At 68.6% G+C, this 15,207-nt stretch carries 12 protein-coding genes and 1 pseudogene; 9 read left to right on the forward strand and 4 right to left on the reverse strand.

All coding sequences use genetic code 11. From position 1 onward, the window contains the following. The 3 genes and pseudogenes from G3O06_RS41480 to G3O06_RS41490 form a co-directional block, all read right to left on the reverse strand. Positions 1-406: pseudogene (locus G3O06_RS41480) on the reverse strand (cytochrome C); the annotation flags it as partial. Continuing rightward, a complete protein-coding gene (locus G3O06_RS41485) occupies positions 396-899 on the reverse strand; it encodes a (2Fe-2S)-binding protein (protein ID WP_174974541.1) in 504 nt (167 codons plus the stop codon). The pseudogene G3O06_RS41480 and the gene G3O06_RS41485, both read right to left, overlap by 11 nt. A 212-nt stretch (positions 900-1,111) precedes the next feature. Then, positions 1,112-2,269 carry an FAD-dependent monooxygenase gene (locus tag G3O06_RS41490; RefSeq protein ID WP_205819550.1) on the reverse strand — a complete coding sequence of 386 codons (1,158 nt, stop codon included), beginning with the start codon at positions 2,267-2,269 and terminating at the stop codon, positions 1,112-1,114. A 298-nt stretch (positions 2,270-2,567) separates the two neighbouring features. Between G3O06_RS41490 and G3O06_RS41495 the strand changes: the two genes are divergently transcribed. The 5 genes from G3O06_RS41495 (at position 2,568) to G3O06_RS41515 (ending at position 8,444) form a co-directional block, all read left to right on the forward strand. Further along, positions 2,568-3,320: an Asp/Glu racemase gene (locus G3O06_RS41495; RefSeq protein WP_174911031.1), complete on the forward strand. Its 753-nt coding sequence runs from the start codon at positions 2,568-2,570 to the stop codon at positions 3,318-3,320. A 27-nt stretch (positions 3,321-3,347) separates the two neighbouring features. Continuing rightward, positions 3,348-4,178: an alpha/beta hydrolase gene (locus tag G3O06_RS41500; RefSeq protein ID WP_205819551.1), complete on the forward strand. Its 831-nt coding sequence runs from the start codon at positions 3,348-3,350 to the stop codon at positions 4,176-4,178. 47 nt (positions 4,179-4,225) lie between these two features. Further along, complete coding sequence (locus tag G3O06_RS41505; RefSeq protein WP_205819552.1) at positions 4,226-5,266, forward strand: 2,5-dihydroxypyridine 5,6-dioxygenase; 1,041 nt, start codon at positions 4,226-4,228, stop codon at positions 5,264-5,266. A 19-nt stretch (positions 5,267-5,285) separates the two neighbouring features. Next, a complete protein-coding gene (locus G3O06_RS41510; protein ID WP_205819553.1) occupies positions 5,286-5,939 on the forward strand; it encodes an isochorismatase family protein in 654 nt (217 codons plus the stop codon). A 219-nt stretch (positions 5,940-6,158) separates the two neighbouring features. Continuing rightward, positions 6,159-8,444 (forward strand): molybdopterin cofactor-binding domain-containing protein, encoded by a 2,286-nt coding sequence (locus tag G3O06_RS41515; RefSeq protein WP_205819554.1) that lies wholly within the window; start codon positions 6,159-6,161, stop codon positions 8,442-8,444. A 74-nt stretch (positions 8,445-8,518) separates the two neighbouring features. Here the strand turns inward: G3O06_RS41515 and G3O06_RS41520 are convergent, their stop codons facing one another. Beyond that, on the reverse strand, positions 8,519-8,965 hold the full coding sequence (locus G3O06_RS41520; RefSeq protein ID WP_174911047.1) for a MarR family winged helix-turn-helix transcriptional regulator: 447 nt from the start codon (positions 8,963-8,965) through the stop codon (positions 8,519-8,521). A gap of 534 nt (positions 8,966-9,499) precedes the next feature. Between G3O06_RS41520 and G3O06_RS41525 the strand changes: the two genes are divergently transcribed. The 4 genes from G3O06_RS41525 to G3O06_RS41540 all read left to right on the forward strand — a co-directional run bounded on the left by G3O06_RS41525 (position 9,500) and on the right by G3O06_RS41540 (position 14,894). After that, positions 9,500-10,807: an MFS transporter gene (locus tag G3O06_RS41525; RefSeq protein ID WP_205819555.1), complete on the forward strand. Its 1,308-nt coding sequence runs from the start codon at positions 9,500-9,502 to the stop codon at positions 10,805-10,807. Positions 10,808-11,358: 551 nt separating this feature from the next. Then, complete coding sequence (locus G3O06_RS41530) at positions 11,359-12,909, forward strand: NCS1 family nucleobase:cation symporter-1 (RefSeq protein WP_205819556.1); 1,551 nt, start codon at positions 11,359-11,361, stop codon at positions 12,907-12,909. 22 nt (positions 12,910-12,931) lie between these two features. Then, positions 12,932-13,660, forward strand: a complete 729-nt coding sequence (locus G3O06_RS41535) for an aspartate/glutamate racemase family protein (RefSeq protein WP_205819557.1) — start codon at positions 12,932-12,934, stop codon at positions 13,658-13,660. 61 nt (positions 13,661-13,721) lie between these two features. Further along, entirely contained in the window at positions 13,722-14,894 is a 1,173-nt protein-coding gene (locus G3O06_RS41540; RefSeq protein ID WP_205819558.1) for a LysR family transcriptional regulator, read from the forward strand. The last annotated feature ends 313 nt before the right edge of the window (positions 14,895-15,207 follow it).

Genomic DNA, 15,207 nt, shown 5'->3' on the forward strand with positions numbered 1-15,207 from the left:
CGCGCCGCAGCGCGTCCGCAAGCTCGTCGACGAAGGATTCGCGCGCGAATGCGTGCGCGTGTCCGGGAATCGTGTGGCCGGCATCGGCGAGCTCGATCGACGTCCGCGCATGCCGATAGACGAACGGCGCGGCGGTGCCGGTATCCGCAGGTTCGGTCTTCGCACCGTGCGGTGTGTGACGATCGTCCGTTGCCGCCTGCGCGCGATAGCGCCACGTCGTCATCCGCCCGTCGGACGCGGTCCGCGCTTCGATGTCGAGCGATACCTGCGCGTCTGCATGCGCATCGCTGATCGGCCATGTGTAGCGCGCGTGGTGCGCGCGCGCCGCATCGGTGCCGGCTTCGTCGCGCGGCTCGGGTAGCGTCACGCGCTCCGGCGCGACGGGCAAGCCTGCGTCAGGCTTCATCGCCGCCTCGCAGGTAGCGTGCCGCGCGATGCACGGCCCGGATGATCTCCAGGTGCGTGCCGCAGCGGCAAAGATTGAAGCGCAGCGCATCACGGATCGCCGCATCGTCCGGTGCGGGATTGCGGTCGAGCAGCGCCTTCGTGCTCATGATCATCCCGTTCAGGCAATAGCCGCACTGCGCGGCCTGCTCGTCGATGAACGCGCGCTGGATCGGATGCGGCGCGTCGCGCGACCCGAGCCCTTCGAGCGTCGTGACGTCGCGCCCGCTCGCGGCGGCGGCCGGCACGACGCACGAACGCGTCGCCTGCCCGTCGACCAGCACCGTGCATGCGCCGCACTGCCCGAGCCCGCAGCCGTATTTCGGGCCGTTGAGCGCGCAGTCGTTGCGCAGGACCAGCAGCAGCGGCGCATCGGGCGCGGCATCGTCGAAGGTGTGCGGCGTGCCGTTCACGCGAAACGCCAGCGGCCGCGACGGAGAAGCGGGATGGGACATGAATGGATCCGGAATGCGGCGCGCGGGCCGAGGGCGACGGATAGCGGGCGACCGGCGGCGGGCGACCGGCAGCGGGCACTGCCGCCGGTTGGCGTCCGCCGGTGCGCGCCCGCCGGTGCGCGCCCGACATATAACACGCCGAAAAACACACGTACCGGCGCCTCGGCGCTCGCGACGGCGCAGCGCCGGCCGGCACGGGCATCGCGTACGCGTCAGGCCACGGCCGCGATGCTGTTGCGCGACGGCGAGACGAGCGGCACGTCGAACACGTCGTAGCCGAACACCCACGACGGATCCTCGTTCGTGCGCAGCCACGTGTTGTTGTGCGACACGAGCTGCACCTTCGACGCGCGCGCCGCGCGATTCGCCTCGTACAGCGCGAACGCGCCCGCGTAGTCGCTGACGCCAACTTCGTCGAGGCAGCGCGCGAGCATCGCCGCATCCTCGATCGCCATCGCCGCGCCCTGCGCCATGTGCGGCTTCATCGGATGGCACGCGTCGCCGAGCAGCACGAGGCGGCCGCGGCTCCACAACGGCAGCGGATCGCGCTCGAGCAGCGGCCACTTGGTGATCGACGGCGACACGTCGATCAGGTGCTGGATGTCGGCATGGAAACCCGCGAACGCCTCGCGCATTTCGTCGCGACTGCTGTCGACCATCGATACGCCCTCCGGCCATTCGGCCTGCGGCACGCCGGTCACGTAGTAATACTCGTCGCGCTTCTCGGTCACGTAGTAGACCATCATGTGGCGATCCTCCGACCACCATTTCACGCACATGTCGTACGGCTTGTTGCCGAGCAGCGACGCCGGGAACACCGCGCGGTGCGCGACGTAGCCCGTGTAGCGCGGCGGTTCCGCGCCGAGCAGGTGCTCGCGGATCCGCGAATTCACGCCGTCCGCGCCGATCACGATGTCGGCCGTGTCGACACTGCCGTCGGTGAACGTCAGGCGCACCGCGTCGCCGGTGTCCTCCACCGCCGCGAGCCGCTTGCCGAAGCGGATCGTGCCGGGCGTCACCGCCTGCGTCATCAATGCATGGAAATCGCCGCGATGCACGGTCAGGTAGCTCGCGCCGTAGGCCTTGCGCGCGTAGTCGCCGAGCGGAATCTGCGCGAGCACGTCGGCCGTCTGCCAGTCGCGGCTGTACCAGAAATCCGGATGCGAACCCATCGTCTCCAGCGCGTCCTCGCAGCCGATGCGCCGCATGATCTTCATCACGTTCGGGCCAAGGTGGATGCCCGCGCCGAGGCGCGAGAACGCCGGCGCCTGCTCGTACAGCGCGACGTCGTAGCCGCCGCGCTGAAGCAGCGCCGCGGCGGCCGTGCCGCCGAGACCGGCGCCGATGATTGCGATACGGGGTGTGCTCATGCGGATCTCCTGATCGTGGGCCCGTCGCCGGACACGGCGCGATAACGGGCGGATTGAATGGCGTTTATGTAGCGTACACACTCAATTTATTCAGGACAAGCGGATTATCTTTCGTCGCCCGGACATTCGGGAAAACACCAATAATTCCTCGAATATACGCGCCATCAAGAGGATGACGCATGATCCACACCATTTTGATCCATTGCCATTTTCAAATGTACACACTAGACTTTGCTCGACATCCGGCGATCCCGCATCAGCGTGCCGCCCCACCCTTACCGACACGGAGCCCCCCGTCATGAGCAAGACCTACCGCATCGGCCAGATCGTGCCGAGTTCCAACACGACGATGGAAACCGAGATTCCCGCGATGCTGCGGCTGCGCGAAACGATCCGCCCCGAGCGCTTCACGTATCACTCGAGCCGGATGCGGATGAAGAAGGTCGTCAAGGAAGAACTCGCGGCGATGGATGCCGAATCCGACCGCTGCGCGGTGGAACTGAGCGATGCACGCGTCGACGTGCTCGGCTACGCGTGCCTGGTCGCGATCATGGCGATGGGGCACGGCTATCACCGCGTGTCGCAGGCGCGCCTGACCAAGCACACGGCGGACAACGGCGCGCAGGCGCCGGTGCTGACGAGCGCGGGCGCGCTCGTCGACGCGCTGAAGGTGATCGGCGCGAAGCGGATCGTTGTCGTCGCGCCGTACATGTTGCCGTTGACGGAGCTGGTGGTCGACTACATCCGCAACGAAGGTTTCGACGTGCTCGACTACCGTGCGCTGGAGATCCCCGACAACCTCGACGTCGGCCGCCACGACCCGGCGCGCCTGCCCGACATCGTGAAGACGCTGCCTTACCAGGACGCCGATGCGATCGTGCTGTCCGCGTGCGTGCAGATGCCGTCGCTGCCGGCCGTCGCGAAGGTCGAGGCGATGACGGGCAAGCCCGTGATCACGGCCGCGATCGCAACGACCTACGCGATGCTGCGCGAGCTCGACCTCGAACCCGTCGTGCCCGGCGCCGGCGCGCTACTGTCCGGCGCGTACTGAGCGCGGCCCATTCGACGGAGTCCATTCATGCCCTCGACTTTCCTGTATGGCGCGAACATCCGCGCGAACGGCATCCGCCAGCACTACTTGCGCTACGGCGGCGCGACCGGCGCGCGCGCAGCGCGACCGGCGATCGTGCTGATTCCCGGCATCACGAGCCCCGCGATCACGTGGGGTTTCGTCGGCGAAGTATTCGGCGCGGCGTTCGATACCTACGTGCTCGACGTGCGCGGCCGCGGGCTGTCCGACGCGTCGCCGTCGCTCGACTACAGCGTCGATGCACAGGCCGACGACATCGCGGCACTCGTCGCCGCGCTCGGCCTGCCGCGCACGAGCCTCGTCGGCCATTCGATGGGCGCGCGGATCGCCGCGCGCGCGGCGCGGCGCACCCTCCGCGGGCTCGAATCGGTCGCGCTCGTCGATCCGCCCGTATCGGGCCCGAACCGCCGCGACTATCCGGGCAAGCTGCCGTGGTACATCGACTCGATGGCGCTCGCGCGTGCCGGCACCGACGCCGAAGGCATGCGCGCGTTCTGCCCGACCTGGACCGACGCCGAACTGCAGTTGCGCGCCGAATGGCTGCACACCTGCGACGAGCGCGCGGTGCGCGCGTCGTACGAAGGCTTCCACACCGACGATTTCCACGCGGATGCCGCGCAGCTGGCCGTGCCATCGCTGCTGATCACGGCCGAACGCGGCGACGTGGTACGCGACGACGATGTCGCCGAGCTGCAGCGCGCGACGCCGTCGATGCGGCACGCGCGCGTGCCCGACGCCGGCCACATGATTCCGTGGGACAACGCACCGGGCTTCTACGCGGCGTTCGGCGACTTCCTCGGCGCGCCGCTCGCGGCCTGATCGCGCGGCGCCCGCCTCTTTCCTTCACGCCTTTACCGGAGCCGACGATGCCAGTCAGCGATACCCAACTGATCGACGCGTGGAAGCAGGTGCTCACGCTGTCACGCCTCGAACCGGGCCAGACCGTCACGATCCTGACGAGCGCGGCCACCCACCCGCAGACGCTGTCGTGCGCGCTGATCGCGACGCAAACGATGGGCGCGATAGTCAACCGGCTCGACCTGCCGCCGGTGAACGGCGACAAGGCGTTCAGCCGCGACCCGCTCGCGTACCTCGGCACGACGCCGCTGACCGGCAACAAGGCCGCGATCGCCGCGCTGCGCGAGAGCGACCTCGTGCTCGACCTGATGACGTTGCTGTTCTCGCCCGAGCAGCACGAGATCCTGAAGTCCGGCACGAAGATCCTGCTCGCGGTCGAGCCGCCCGAAGTACTCGTGCGGATGGTGCCGACGCTGGCCGACCGCACGCGCGTGCTCGCCGCGGCGAAGCACATTGCCGCCGCCCGCGAGATGCGCGTGACGTCGGCGGCCGGCACCGCGCTCGTGTGCCCGCTCGGCGATTTTCCGCCGACGGCCGAATACGGCTTCGTCGACGCGCCGGGCCGCTGGGACCACTGGCCGAGCGGCTTCGCGCTGACCTACCCGAACGACCGCACCGCGCACGGCACGATCGTGATCGATCGCGGCGACATCCTGTTGCCGCAGAAGCACTACGTGAGCGAGCCGATCGTACTGACCGTCGAAGGCGGCTACGCGACGCGCATCGAAGGCGGCGTCGATGCCGACCTGCTGCGCGACTACATGGAAACCTTCGCCGACCCCGAAGGCTATGCGATCTCGCATATCGGCTGGGGGCTGCAGCCGCGCGCGCGCTGGTCGACGCTCGGCCTGTACGACCGCGAGGCGACGATCGGGATGGACGCGCGCGCGTTCGAGGGCAACTTCCTGTTCTCGCTCGGCCCGAACAACGAAGGCGGCGGCAACCGCACGACCACCTGCCACATCGACATCCCGCTGCGCCGCTGCACGGTCGAACTCGACGGCGCAACCGTCGTGCGCGACGGCCGCGTGACCGACCAACCCGCCTGACCGGCGAGCCCCCGACACCATGAACAATCTCTCCCGCCACGCCGAAGCGAACGTCTATCGCCAGCAGGGTTTCGGCACGCCGCTGCCGCCGCACGGCAACATCGGCCTCTTGATCGTCGACTTCGTGGTCGGCTTCGCCGATCCCGCGACGTTCGGCGGCGGCAACATCGCGCCGGCGATCGCGCGCACGACGCGTGCGCTCGCGCTGGCGCGCAAACGCGGCTGGCCCGTCGCGCACAGCCGCATCGTGTACGCGGAAGACGGCAGTGACGACAACGTGTTCTCGCTGAAGGTGCCCGGCATGGCGACGCTGACCGAACACCATCCGAACAGCGCGATCGTGCCAGAGCTCACGCCCGCACCCGGCGAGCTCGTCGTGCGCAAGACCGTGCCGTCGGCATTCTTCGGCACGCAGCTGGCGCCGTGGCTCGCGCAACGCGCGGTGCAGACGCTGCTCGTCGCGGGCGCCGTGACGAGCGGCTGCGTGCGCGCGAGCGTGGTCGACGCGATGTCGCACGGGTTCCGCCCGCTCGTGCTCGCCGACTGTGTCGGCGATCGCGCGATCGCGCCGCACGACGCGAACCTGTTCGACATGCAGCAGAAATACGCGGCCGTGATGCCGCTCGACGATGCGATCGCGGCGATCGATGCGGTGCAGGCGCGCACGCGCTGAATCGTCGCGGCGGGCTGGCGGCTTCACTGGCCTGCGCCCGCCCGCACGATTGACGCTGCGCTTTTGGCGGCCTAGATTGGCGTCGCGTGCGCTCGCGACGGCCGCCGCCATTGCGCACGGCACACACCGCGAACAGGACGTCCGGGCCGCCGGCCACCTCGCCCCGCGCAAGCCGCAGCCGGCCGCGCGCCGCATCTCCCTCGACAGGACCCTTCATCCGTGAACCGCTCCGAACTGCTCGCGCGCAACGGCTGCCTGACCGTGATCCGGCCGCCCGCGCCACCCGTCAAGCCGGCGCCCGGCCAGCCGGGCAGCCTGTCGTCCTACGTGCCGGCGCTGCCGGAAGTGTTCGTCGCGATTCTCGACGACGGCCGCATCCTCGCGTTCAACGGCCACGTCGATCTCGGCACCGGCATCCGCACGTCGCTCGCGCAGATCGTCGCCGAGGAACTCGATGTGCCGGCCGCGCGCGTGACGATGGTGCTCGGCGACACGGCCGCGACACCAAACCAGGGCCCGACCATCGCGAGCGCGACGATCCAGATTTCCGCGACGCCGCTGCGCTGCGCGGCCGCGCAGGCACGTCAAGCGCTGCTGGCGCTTGCCGCCGAACGGTTCGATGTCGACGCGGCGCAACTGCACATCGACGATGCGACGATCTCGGCGAACGGGCAAACGGCCACGTTCGCCACGCTCGTCGCCGCGCACCGGATCGCGCTGACACTGGACCTGAACACCCGCACGAAAGATCCCGCCCTATACCGGATCGTCGGCCGGTCGTCGCCGCGCGTCGACCTGCCCGCCAAGGCAACCGGCCAGCTCACGTTCGTGCACGACATGCGCGTGCCGGGCATGCTGCACGGCCGTGTCGTGCGGCCGCCGTATGCAGGCCACGACAGCGGCGCATTCGTCGGCACCTCGCTCGTCGACGTCGACCGCGCGTCGGTGGCCGACGTGCCGGGGCTCGTGGCCGTCGTTGCGATCGGCGATTTCGTCGGCGTGGTGGCCGAGCGCGAGGAACACGCGATCCGCGCGGCGCGCCAGCTGCGCGTGACGTGGCGTCCGCTCCCCGCGCTGCCGTCGCTCGACGCACCGACTGCCGCGATCGCCGCCGCGCCGGCCAAACGCCGCGTGCTGCTCGACGAAGGCGATGTCGACGCGGCGCGTGCGCAGCCCGACACGATCACGCTGTCGCGCACCTACGCGTGGCCGTTCCAGATGCACGGTTCGATCGGCCCGTCATGCGCGCTCGCCGACTATCGCGAGCCCGGCGACGGCCGGATCACGGTGTGGTCCGGCACGCAGAATCCCGTATCGCTGCGCTACGACCTCGCGACGCTCGTCGCGCGCGACGAAGCCGATTTCGACGTGGTGCGGATGGAAGCGGCCGGCTGCTACGGCCGCAACGGCGCGGACGACGTGTGCGGCGACGCGCTGCTGCTGTCGCGCGCGGTCGGCCGCCCGGTGCGCGTGCAGCTCTCGCGCGCGGACGAACATCTGTGGGAACCGAAAGGCGCGGGCCAGTCGATGCAGGTGACCGGCACCGTCACGCGCGACGGCCGCCTGCTCGGCTACGACTTCACGACGCGCTACCCGTCGAACGATGCGCCGCTGCTCGCGGCGCTGCTGACCGGCGCGATCGCGCCCGAGCCGCGCGTGTTCGAGATGGGCGACCGCACCGCCGTGTCGCCGTACGCGAGCCCGCATCGCCGCTTCGTCTGCGAGGATCTCGCACCGCTCGTGCGCGCGTCGTGGCTGCGCGGCGTGTCCGCGTTGCCGAACTCGTTCGCGCACGATGCGTTCGTCGACGAATGCGCGGCGCTGACCGGCGTCGACCCGCTCGCGTTCCGGCTGCGCCACCTGCAGGACACGCGCGCGACCGAACTGCTGCAGGCCGTGGCCGACCGCGCGGGCTGGACGCCGCGCGTGCGGCGCACGCCGCATGAACCCGCTGCGTCGCAAATCGTACGCGGCCGCGGGATCGCCTACGCGCGCTACGTGCACAGCCGCTTCCCCGGCTTCGGCGCCGCGTGGTCGGCATGGATCGTCGACCTGAGCGTCGATCGCGTGTCGGGCGAGATCCGCATCGAACGCGTGACGGTCGGCCAGGACACGGGCACGATGATCAACCCCGATGGCGTGCGCCACCAGATCCACGGCAACGTGATCCAGGTATTGAGCCGCACGCTGAAGGAGCGCGTGCGCTTCGCCGACGGCAAGGTCGCGTCGCGCGAATGGGCGAGCTATCCGATTCTCACCTTCGCGGAAGTGCCGGACGTCGATGTCGTGCTGATGCCGAGGCAAGGCGAGCCGCCGCTCGGCGCGGGAGAATCGGCGTCGGTGCCGGGCCCTGCCGCCATCGCGAACGCGTTGTTCGATGCGACCGGTGTGCGGTTCTACGCGCCGCCGTTTACGCCGGAGACGGTCCGGGCCGCGTTACGCGAGGCAGGCCGGCTGATGACGGCCGACGCGGCTGGCGCGCAGGTGGCAACCGGCACGGCTTAGGCGCTGCGGGCTGCGTCGCAGGATCGAATCGGCCGACCGGACGGGCACGACTACCACCCCGCGAGCGACGCACATCAAGCGTCGCCGTCTTCTTCCATCATCTTGCGCAGCAGGAACTGCAGCGCGACCCGCTCGCCCGGATTGAGCGCGCCATACGTACGCTCCGTCACCTGCCGCGCGAACGGCACCGTGCGGTCGATCAGCGCGACGCCGGTCGCGGTGGCGCGCACGATCAGCTTGCGGCCGTCGTTCGGATCGGGCAACACCTCGATCAGCGCGCGCGCCTTCAGGCGATCGACCACGCCGCGGATCGTCGCCTGGTCGATCGCGGTCGCCTTGACGATATCGTTCAGCGAGCACCCCTGGCGCTCCTTGACCGCACACAGCGTGACGAACTGCGCGGCCGTGAGATCCGAATCGGGGATCGCTTCCTGGAAGATCGACACGTGCCGCTGATACGCGCGGCGCAGCAGGTGTCCGACCTGGTCGTGAAAGTCGTAGGAATCCTTCGAAGACGCCATGAAAGTAAAGGCCCGTGCCGCATGTAAGTGAAAGACAAGCAGTGTACACCCTCAATTTGGCACAACCTGCAGCCGGGTCGCCGCTTCATTGCGGTGCATCAGGATTCGCGGCACCGGGCGTGCGGTGCGCCCGACGATCGCCCGACAGCTGCGTACTGCTGGCCGAGCACGCCGCCACGACGGCGGGCCATGCACGTTCGAACCTGCTGCCGCGCACGTGCTTGCGCGCATCGGCAGACTTTCGTGCACACACTTTACTTTTAAGCGCATACGCACGAATTTTGTGCATGGTTTTGCACCTCTCAATCCTCTTTCAAATCACGCTCATTGTTGTCAAAAACCTCATCAAACTCGCGGTTTTTCTCACGTAAACGCTTGCCTTATCGCGGCCGGAATCGTGCCTGTGCGATTCGGTATTTTCTAGTGTGTACGCTATTTAATTGCCGTGATATACAGACTCCAGTGCGCAGCGGAACGTCCGCTCGCGTCGATCGGCCACCCATTCATCCGACACATTCGAACAGGGGCAATCCCATGTCTACCGCACACCCGAGCGCCGCCGTTTCCCCCGACGACGCGCTGCACGGCAATCTGTATCGCAAGGTCACGCTGCGCCTGATCACCCTCTTCTGCCTGTGCTACTTCGCGGCCTATCTCGACCGCATCAACATCGGGCTCGCGAAACTCCAGATGCTCGACGCGCTGAAGTTCAGCGATACCGTGTACGGGCTCGGCGCCGGCCTGTTCTTCGCCGGCTACATCCTGTTCGAAGTCCCGAGCAACCTGGTGCTGCAACGCGTCGGCGCGAAGCTGTGGATTGCACGGATCATGATCACGTGGGGCCTGCTGTCGGGTGCGACGATGTTCGTACACACGCCGACGCAGTTCTACATCGTGCGCTTCCTGCTCGGCGCGGCCGAGGCCGGCTTCCTGCCCGGCGTGCTGCTGTACCTGACGCAGTGGTATCCCGATGCGCGCCGCGCGCGGATCGTCGCGCTGTTCATGGTCGGACTGCCGTTGTCGAGCATGATCGGCAGCCCGATCTCCGGGTGGATCATGCGCGCGTTCGACGGCGCGCACGGGCTCGGCGGCTGGCAGTGGCTGTTCCTGCTCGAAGCGCTGCCGTCGGTGCTGCTCGGCTTCGCGGTGCTGCGCTGGCTGCCCAACAACATCGAGTCCGCGCAATGGCTGAACGCCGACGAGAAACACGCGTTGCGTACGAACCTCGACGCCGATCCGGCCGGCAACAAGAGCCATGCGCTCGGCAAGGCGTTCTCCGATCCGAAGGTATGGGCGCTCGGCCTGATCGACCTGTGCGTGCTGCTCGGCCTCTATGCGGTGAGCTTCTGGCTGCCGACGATCCTGCGCGATACCGGCGTGAAGGATGCGTATCACATCGGCTGGCTGATGGTGATCCCGAATGCCGCGGCCGTGCTCGCCACGCTGTACTGCGGCGCAAGCTCCGACCGCGCGCGCGAACGCCGCTGGCATATCGTCGTGCCGTTCATGGTGTCGGCCGTTGCGCTGGCGATCGCGGCATCGTCGTCGCACGGCACGTTCGGGACGGTGCTGCTGTTCTCGCTGATCAACGCGGGCGCAGCCGCCGCAATGCCGGTCGTCTGGGCGTTGCCTTCGACGTTCCTGAAGGGCTCGGCCGCCGCCGGCGGGATCGCGTTCGCATGCTCGATCGCCAACCTCGGCGGGTTCGGCAGCACCTACTTCATCGGCTGGCTGCGCGACACGTTCCATTCGCAAAGCGCGGGGCTGTACGGTTTCGCCGCGTGCATGGTGATCGGCTGCGCCCTCGCGCTCGCGTATCCGGCCCGGCTCGTGAACCGCTGACGCAGCGCATCGGCCGCGCAACGCGGTCGTTTTTACAACCGCGCCAAGCGCGCGGCCCGCTGCACGTTCCCCGTTTCGCCCCGCGCACGCCGCCCCGCCGGCGCGTGCGCTTCCCGCCGCTTCTCCCCGCTCCCTTCCCGCCGCCACTCGCCGCGCAGGCATATCGCTTGCGCCATCCACGCCCCCGCCCCCCCGGCGGCCAGCATCCCTCCCCCAACCGGCGCTATGCACCGCGCGACCTTCGCGCGGCGATCCCGCATCGCAATCAGGATGCCGGCGAAGACGGCTCGCGATACATGACGAAGTGAATATCGCTGCATGACACCTCCGCTGATGTCGACGTGGATGGAGCCCGCTGGAGAGCAATTCCCGTGCCGAACCGACCGTCGGCAGCGCCTGCATTCCATTCATTTTTCAAATGACGCCTAACCGAATATTTAATTTCCCATGACCGTGCCGGCCTTCCATACTCGCGAACAAATCCGAGACATAACGTCCACGGCGGCCGGGCCGGCGCAGCGTTCCCACGCTGCCGGTTTCGCGCCCCGCACATGGAAGGAGACAACGGCGTGCAACTGGAAGCCACCCACCGCCCGGGCATCGTGCTCGGCGCGGACGACGCATCGTATCGAACCGATTCGGCCGCGCGCGACCCGGCGCTGAGCCCGCGGCTGCACAACCCCGACCTCGCGCCCACCAAGGCCGAGGGCCGGACGTGGGGCCGCTACAGCATCTTTGCGCTGTGGACCAACGACGTGCACAACATCGCGAACTACTCGTTCGCGATCGGGCTGTTCGCGCTCGGCCTGTCGGGCTGGCAGATGCTCGCGTCGCTCGCGATCGGCGCGGTGCTCGTGTACTGCTTCATGAACCTGACCGGCTACATGGGCCAGAAGACCGGCGTGCCGTTCCCGGTGATCAGCCGGATGAGCTTCGGCATCTACGGCGCGCTGCTGCCCGCGATGATCCGCGCGGTGATCGCGATCGCATGGTTCGGTATCCAGACCTATCTCGCGTCGGTCGTGCTGCGCGTGCTGCTCACCGCGATCTGGCCGGGCCTCGCCGCATTCGACCAGAACGCGATCTTCGGGCTGTCGTCGCTCGGCTGGGTCACGTTCGTCGCAATCTGGCTCGTGCAGATCGGCATCCTCACGTACGGGATGGAAATGGTCCGCAAGTACGAGGGGCTGGCCGGCCCGGTCATCCTCGTCACGACGCTGTCGCTCGCCGCATGGATGTATAGCCGCACCGGCGGCCATCTTGCGATGTCGATCGGCAAGCCGCTGACCGGCTTCAAGATGTGGACGGAGATCTTCGCAGGCGGCTCGCTGTGGCTCGCGATCTACGGCACGCTGGTGCTCAACTTCTGCGATTTCGCGCGCTCGTCACCGAGCGCGAAGACAGTGCGCGTGGGCAACTTCTGGGGCCTGCCGGTCAACATCCTCGTGTTCGCGACGATCAGCTTCGTGCTCGCGGGCGCGCAGTTCAAGCTGAACGGCCACATCATCCACAGCCCGACGGAAATCATCGCGACGGTGCCGAACAAGCTGTTCCTCGTGCTGGGCTGCCTCGCGTTCCTGATCGTGACGGTCGCCGTGAACATCATGGCGAACTTCGTCGCGCCGGCCTTCGTGCTGACGAGCCTCGCGCCGCACCGCCTGTCGTTCCGCCGCGCGGGCCTGATCAGCGCGACGGTCGCCGTACTGATCCTGCCGTGGAACCTGTACAACAGCCCGATCGTGATCGTCTACTTCCTGTCCGGCCTCGGCGCGCTGCTCGGCCCGCTGTACGGGATCATCACGGTCGACTACTGGCTCGTGCGCAAGCAGCACGTGAACGTGCCCGATCTCTATACCGAAGCGCCGACCGGTACCTATTTCTACACGCGCGGCGTGAACCGCAAGGCGCTCGCGGCGCTCGTGCCGTCCGCGCTGATCTCGATCACGCTCGCCGTCGTGCCGGCCTTCAGCGCGATGACGCCGTTCTCGTGGCTGCTCGGCGCGGCCATCGCGGGCAGCGTGTACTGGCTGCTGGCCGATCGCAAGCGGCACTACGAGGAGCGCTCGGGCGAACCCATCGCGGTCGCCTGCGCCCAACACTGAAACACATGCATACGGAGTCGCAATGAGGATCCTGGTAGTCAACGTCAACACGACCGAGTCGATCACCGACGCGATCGCCGCGCAGGCGCAGGCTGCCGCGTCGCCGGGCACGGAGATCGTCGGGCTGACACCGCGCTTCGGCGCGGAGTCGATCGAAGGCAACTTCGAGAGCTACCTCGCGGCAATCGCCGTGATGGATCGCGTGATGAGCTACGACGAGCCGTACGACGCAGTGATCCAGGCCGGCTACGGCGAACACGGCCGCGAAGGGCTGCAGGAACTGCTGACGGTGCCCGTCGTCGACATCACCGAAGCGGCCGCGAGCGTCGCGATGCTGCTCGGCCACCGCTACTCGGTCGTCACGACGCTCGACCGCACGGTGCCGCTGATCGAGGATCGCCTGAAGCTCGCCGGGCTCGACGCGCGCTGCGCGTCGGTGCGCGCGAGCGGCCTCGCGGTGCTCGAGCTCGAGGAGAACCCGGCCCGCGCGATCGAATCGATCGTCGGCCAGGCGCAGCGCGCGGTGAAGGACGATCACGCGGAAGTGATCTGCCTCGGCTGCGGCGGGATGGCCGGCCTCGACCGGCAGATCGAGGAATGCACGGGCGTACCGGTCGTCGACGGCGTATCGGCCGCGGTCGCGCTCGCCGAGTCGCTGGTGCGCCTGAAGCTGAAGACGTCGAAGGTCCGCACCTACGCGCCGCCGCGCCCGAAGCGGATCGTCGGCTGGCCCAGCACCTTCGCAAAATGACGCGCCGCCGGCCCGCTGCCGCATCACACTCGGGCATCGGGTCGCCGGGAGGCGGATCGGCATGCGGGACCCACTAGACCCGAACGCCCTGCCCCGCGACGTGTCCGACGCCGCGGGCGCGCTCGACGTGCTGGATGCGCGGCTGATGCGCATCCTGCTCGTGCTGCTGACCGAGCGCACCGTGTCGCGTGCGGCCGTGCGCCTGAACATGTCGCAGCCGGCCACCAGCGCCGCGCTCAAGCGCCTGCGCACGCTGCTCGGCGATCCGCTGCTGGTGCGCAGCCGCTACGGGATGGTGCCGACCGAGTTCGGTGCTCGGCTGATCGAGCCGCTGCGCAACGCGCTGCGCGTGATCGACTTCATCCGCATCCAGCAGCCGACGTTCGACGCGCGCACGTCGGTGCGCACCTACCGGATCGGCTGCCCCGACTACCTGAACGTGCTGTTCGTGCCGAAGCTCGTCGCGCTGTTCCGCGAGCGCGCGCCGAACGCGCAGCTCGTGTTCCATCCGCTCGGCGACGGCTTCGACGACGAGCGCGCGCTCGCCGACGGCGAACTCGACGTCGTGATCGACAATCGCCCGGCACGCTCGTCGCGGTTCCGGCAGGACGACCTGTTCGACGACCGCGTCGTGTGCCTGATGCGCGCGACGCATCCGCTCGCCCGGCGCGGCACGATGACGGCGGGCGATTTTGCCGAAGCACCGCAGCTGTGCCCGACGCCGTCGTGGCTCGAAGCGTCCGGCGCGATCGACAAGCAGCTCGAACGGGTGGGCCTGCAGCGGCGGATCGTCGTCACGCTGCCGCACTTCGAACTCGCCGCGCATGCGCTCGTGCGCACCGACATGCTGCTGACCACCACGTACCGGCTCGCGCGGCACTATGCGAAGCTGCTGCCGCTCGCCGCCGTCGCGCTGCCGGCCGAACCGCCGGACATCGTGTACCGGATGACCTGGAACGAATCGGGTGAGTGTGCCGAAGGCGTGCGGTGGCTGCGCGGACTGATCGCGGAAGCGACGCGTGCTTGGCTCGATGCGGAAGCGATGCTGCCGGCTGTCGCGGCGGTGGCGGCCGGTGCAGTCGCGGACGCGCGGAACAGTACGCCCGCCGCGGCCGATACGCCCGAGCCCACAAGACGCACGCGCCGCAGGCAGGCGACGCATCGTCATGCGTCGCATTCGCGGCGTGTCGCCCTTGCGGCACGCATCCACCGCCTCGCGACGAAGTCGCATTGACCGGCGCGATCGACGGGCACAACGACGGGCCGGTATGCAACCCAAGTCCATCGACATGCAGCACATCGCGAAGGTCGATCGCGACGCATGACACGCGATACGCGCTGAAGCGACATGCGGCTGGCGCAGCGCACGCGAAGTACGCGGCTCCCCGTCACGCGTCGCGCATCGGTTGCGCAAGCAACTTGTAGGCAACGACGGCCGCGACCAGCGCGAGCACGCCGCTCACCGTCAGCGCATTGGCGAACCCGCTCGCGAACGCGACGGGCGCCGCCTGCGCGAGCGCATCGGCGGCCGACGGCGGCACGCGAGC

This window comes from Burkholderia sp. Ac-20345, assembly GCF_017104825.1.
Lineage (GTDB): Bacteria > Pseudomonadota > Gammaproteobacteria > Burkholderiales > Burkholderiaceae > Burkholderia > Burkholderia lata_B.

What these genes read in the sequence shown, in the direction of transcription:
- G3O06_RS41485 (WP_174974541.1), bottom strand. Translation starts at nt 899, where the DNA reads ATGTCCCATCCCGCTTCTCCGTCGCGGCCGCTGGCGTTTCGCGTGAAC.
- G3O06_RS41490 (WP_205819550.1), bottom strand. Translation starts at nt 2,269, where the DNA reads ATGAGCACACCCCGTATCGCAATCATCGGCGCCGGTCTCGGCGGCACG.
- G3O06_RS41495 (WP_174911031.1), top strand. Translation starts at nt 2,568, where the DNA reads ATGAGCAAGACCTACCGCATCGGCCAGATCGTGCCGAGTTCCAACACG.
- G3O06_RS41500 (WP_205819551.1), top strand. Translation starts at nt 3,348, where the DNA reads ATGCCCTCGACTTTCCTGTATGGCGCGAACATCCGCGCGAACGGCATC.
- G3O06_RS41505 (WP_205819552.1), top strand. Translation starts at nt 4,226, where the DNA reads ATGCCAGTCAGCGATACCCAACTGATCGACGCGTGGAAGCAGGTGCTC.
- G3O06_RS41510 (WP_205819553.1), top strand. Translation starts at nt 5,286, where the DNA reads ATGAACAATCTCTCCCGCCACGCCGAAGCGAACGTCTATCGCCAGCAG.
- G3O06_RS41520 (WP_174911047.1), bottom strand. Translation starts at nt 8,965, where the DNA reads ATGGCGTCTTCGAAGGATTCCTACGACTTTCACGACCAGGTCGGACAC.
- G3O06_RS41525 (WP_205819555.1), top strand. Translation starts at nt 9,500, where the DNA reads ATGTCTACCGCACACCCGAGCGCCGCCGTTTCCCCCGACGACGCGCTG.
- G3O06_RS41530 (WP_205819556.1), top strand. Translation starts at nt 11,359, where the DNA reads ATGGAAGGAGACAACGGCGTGCAACTGGAAGCCACCCACCGCCCGGGC.
- G3O06_RS41535 (WP_205819557.1), top strand. Translation starts at nt 12,932, where the DNA reads ATGAGGATCCTGGTAGTCAACGTCAACACGACCGAGTCGATCACCGAC.
- G3O06_RS41540 (WP_205819558.1), top strand. Translation starts at nt 13,722, where the DNA reads ATGCGGGACCCACTAGACCCGAACGCCCTGCCCCGCGACGTGTCCGAC.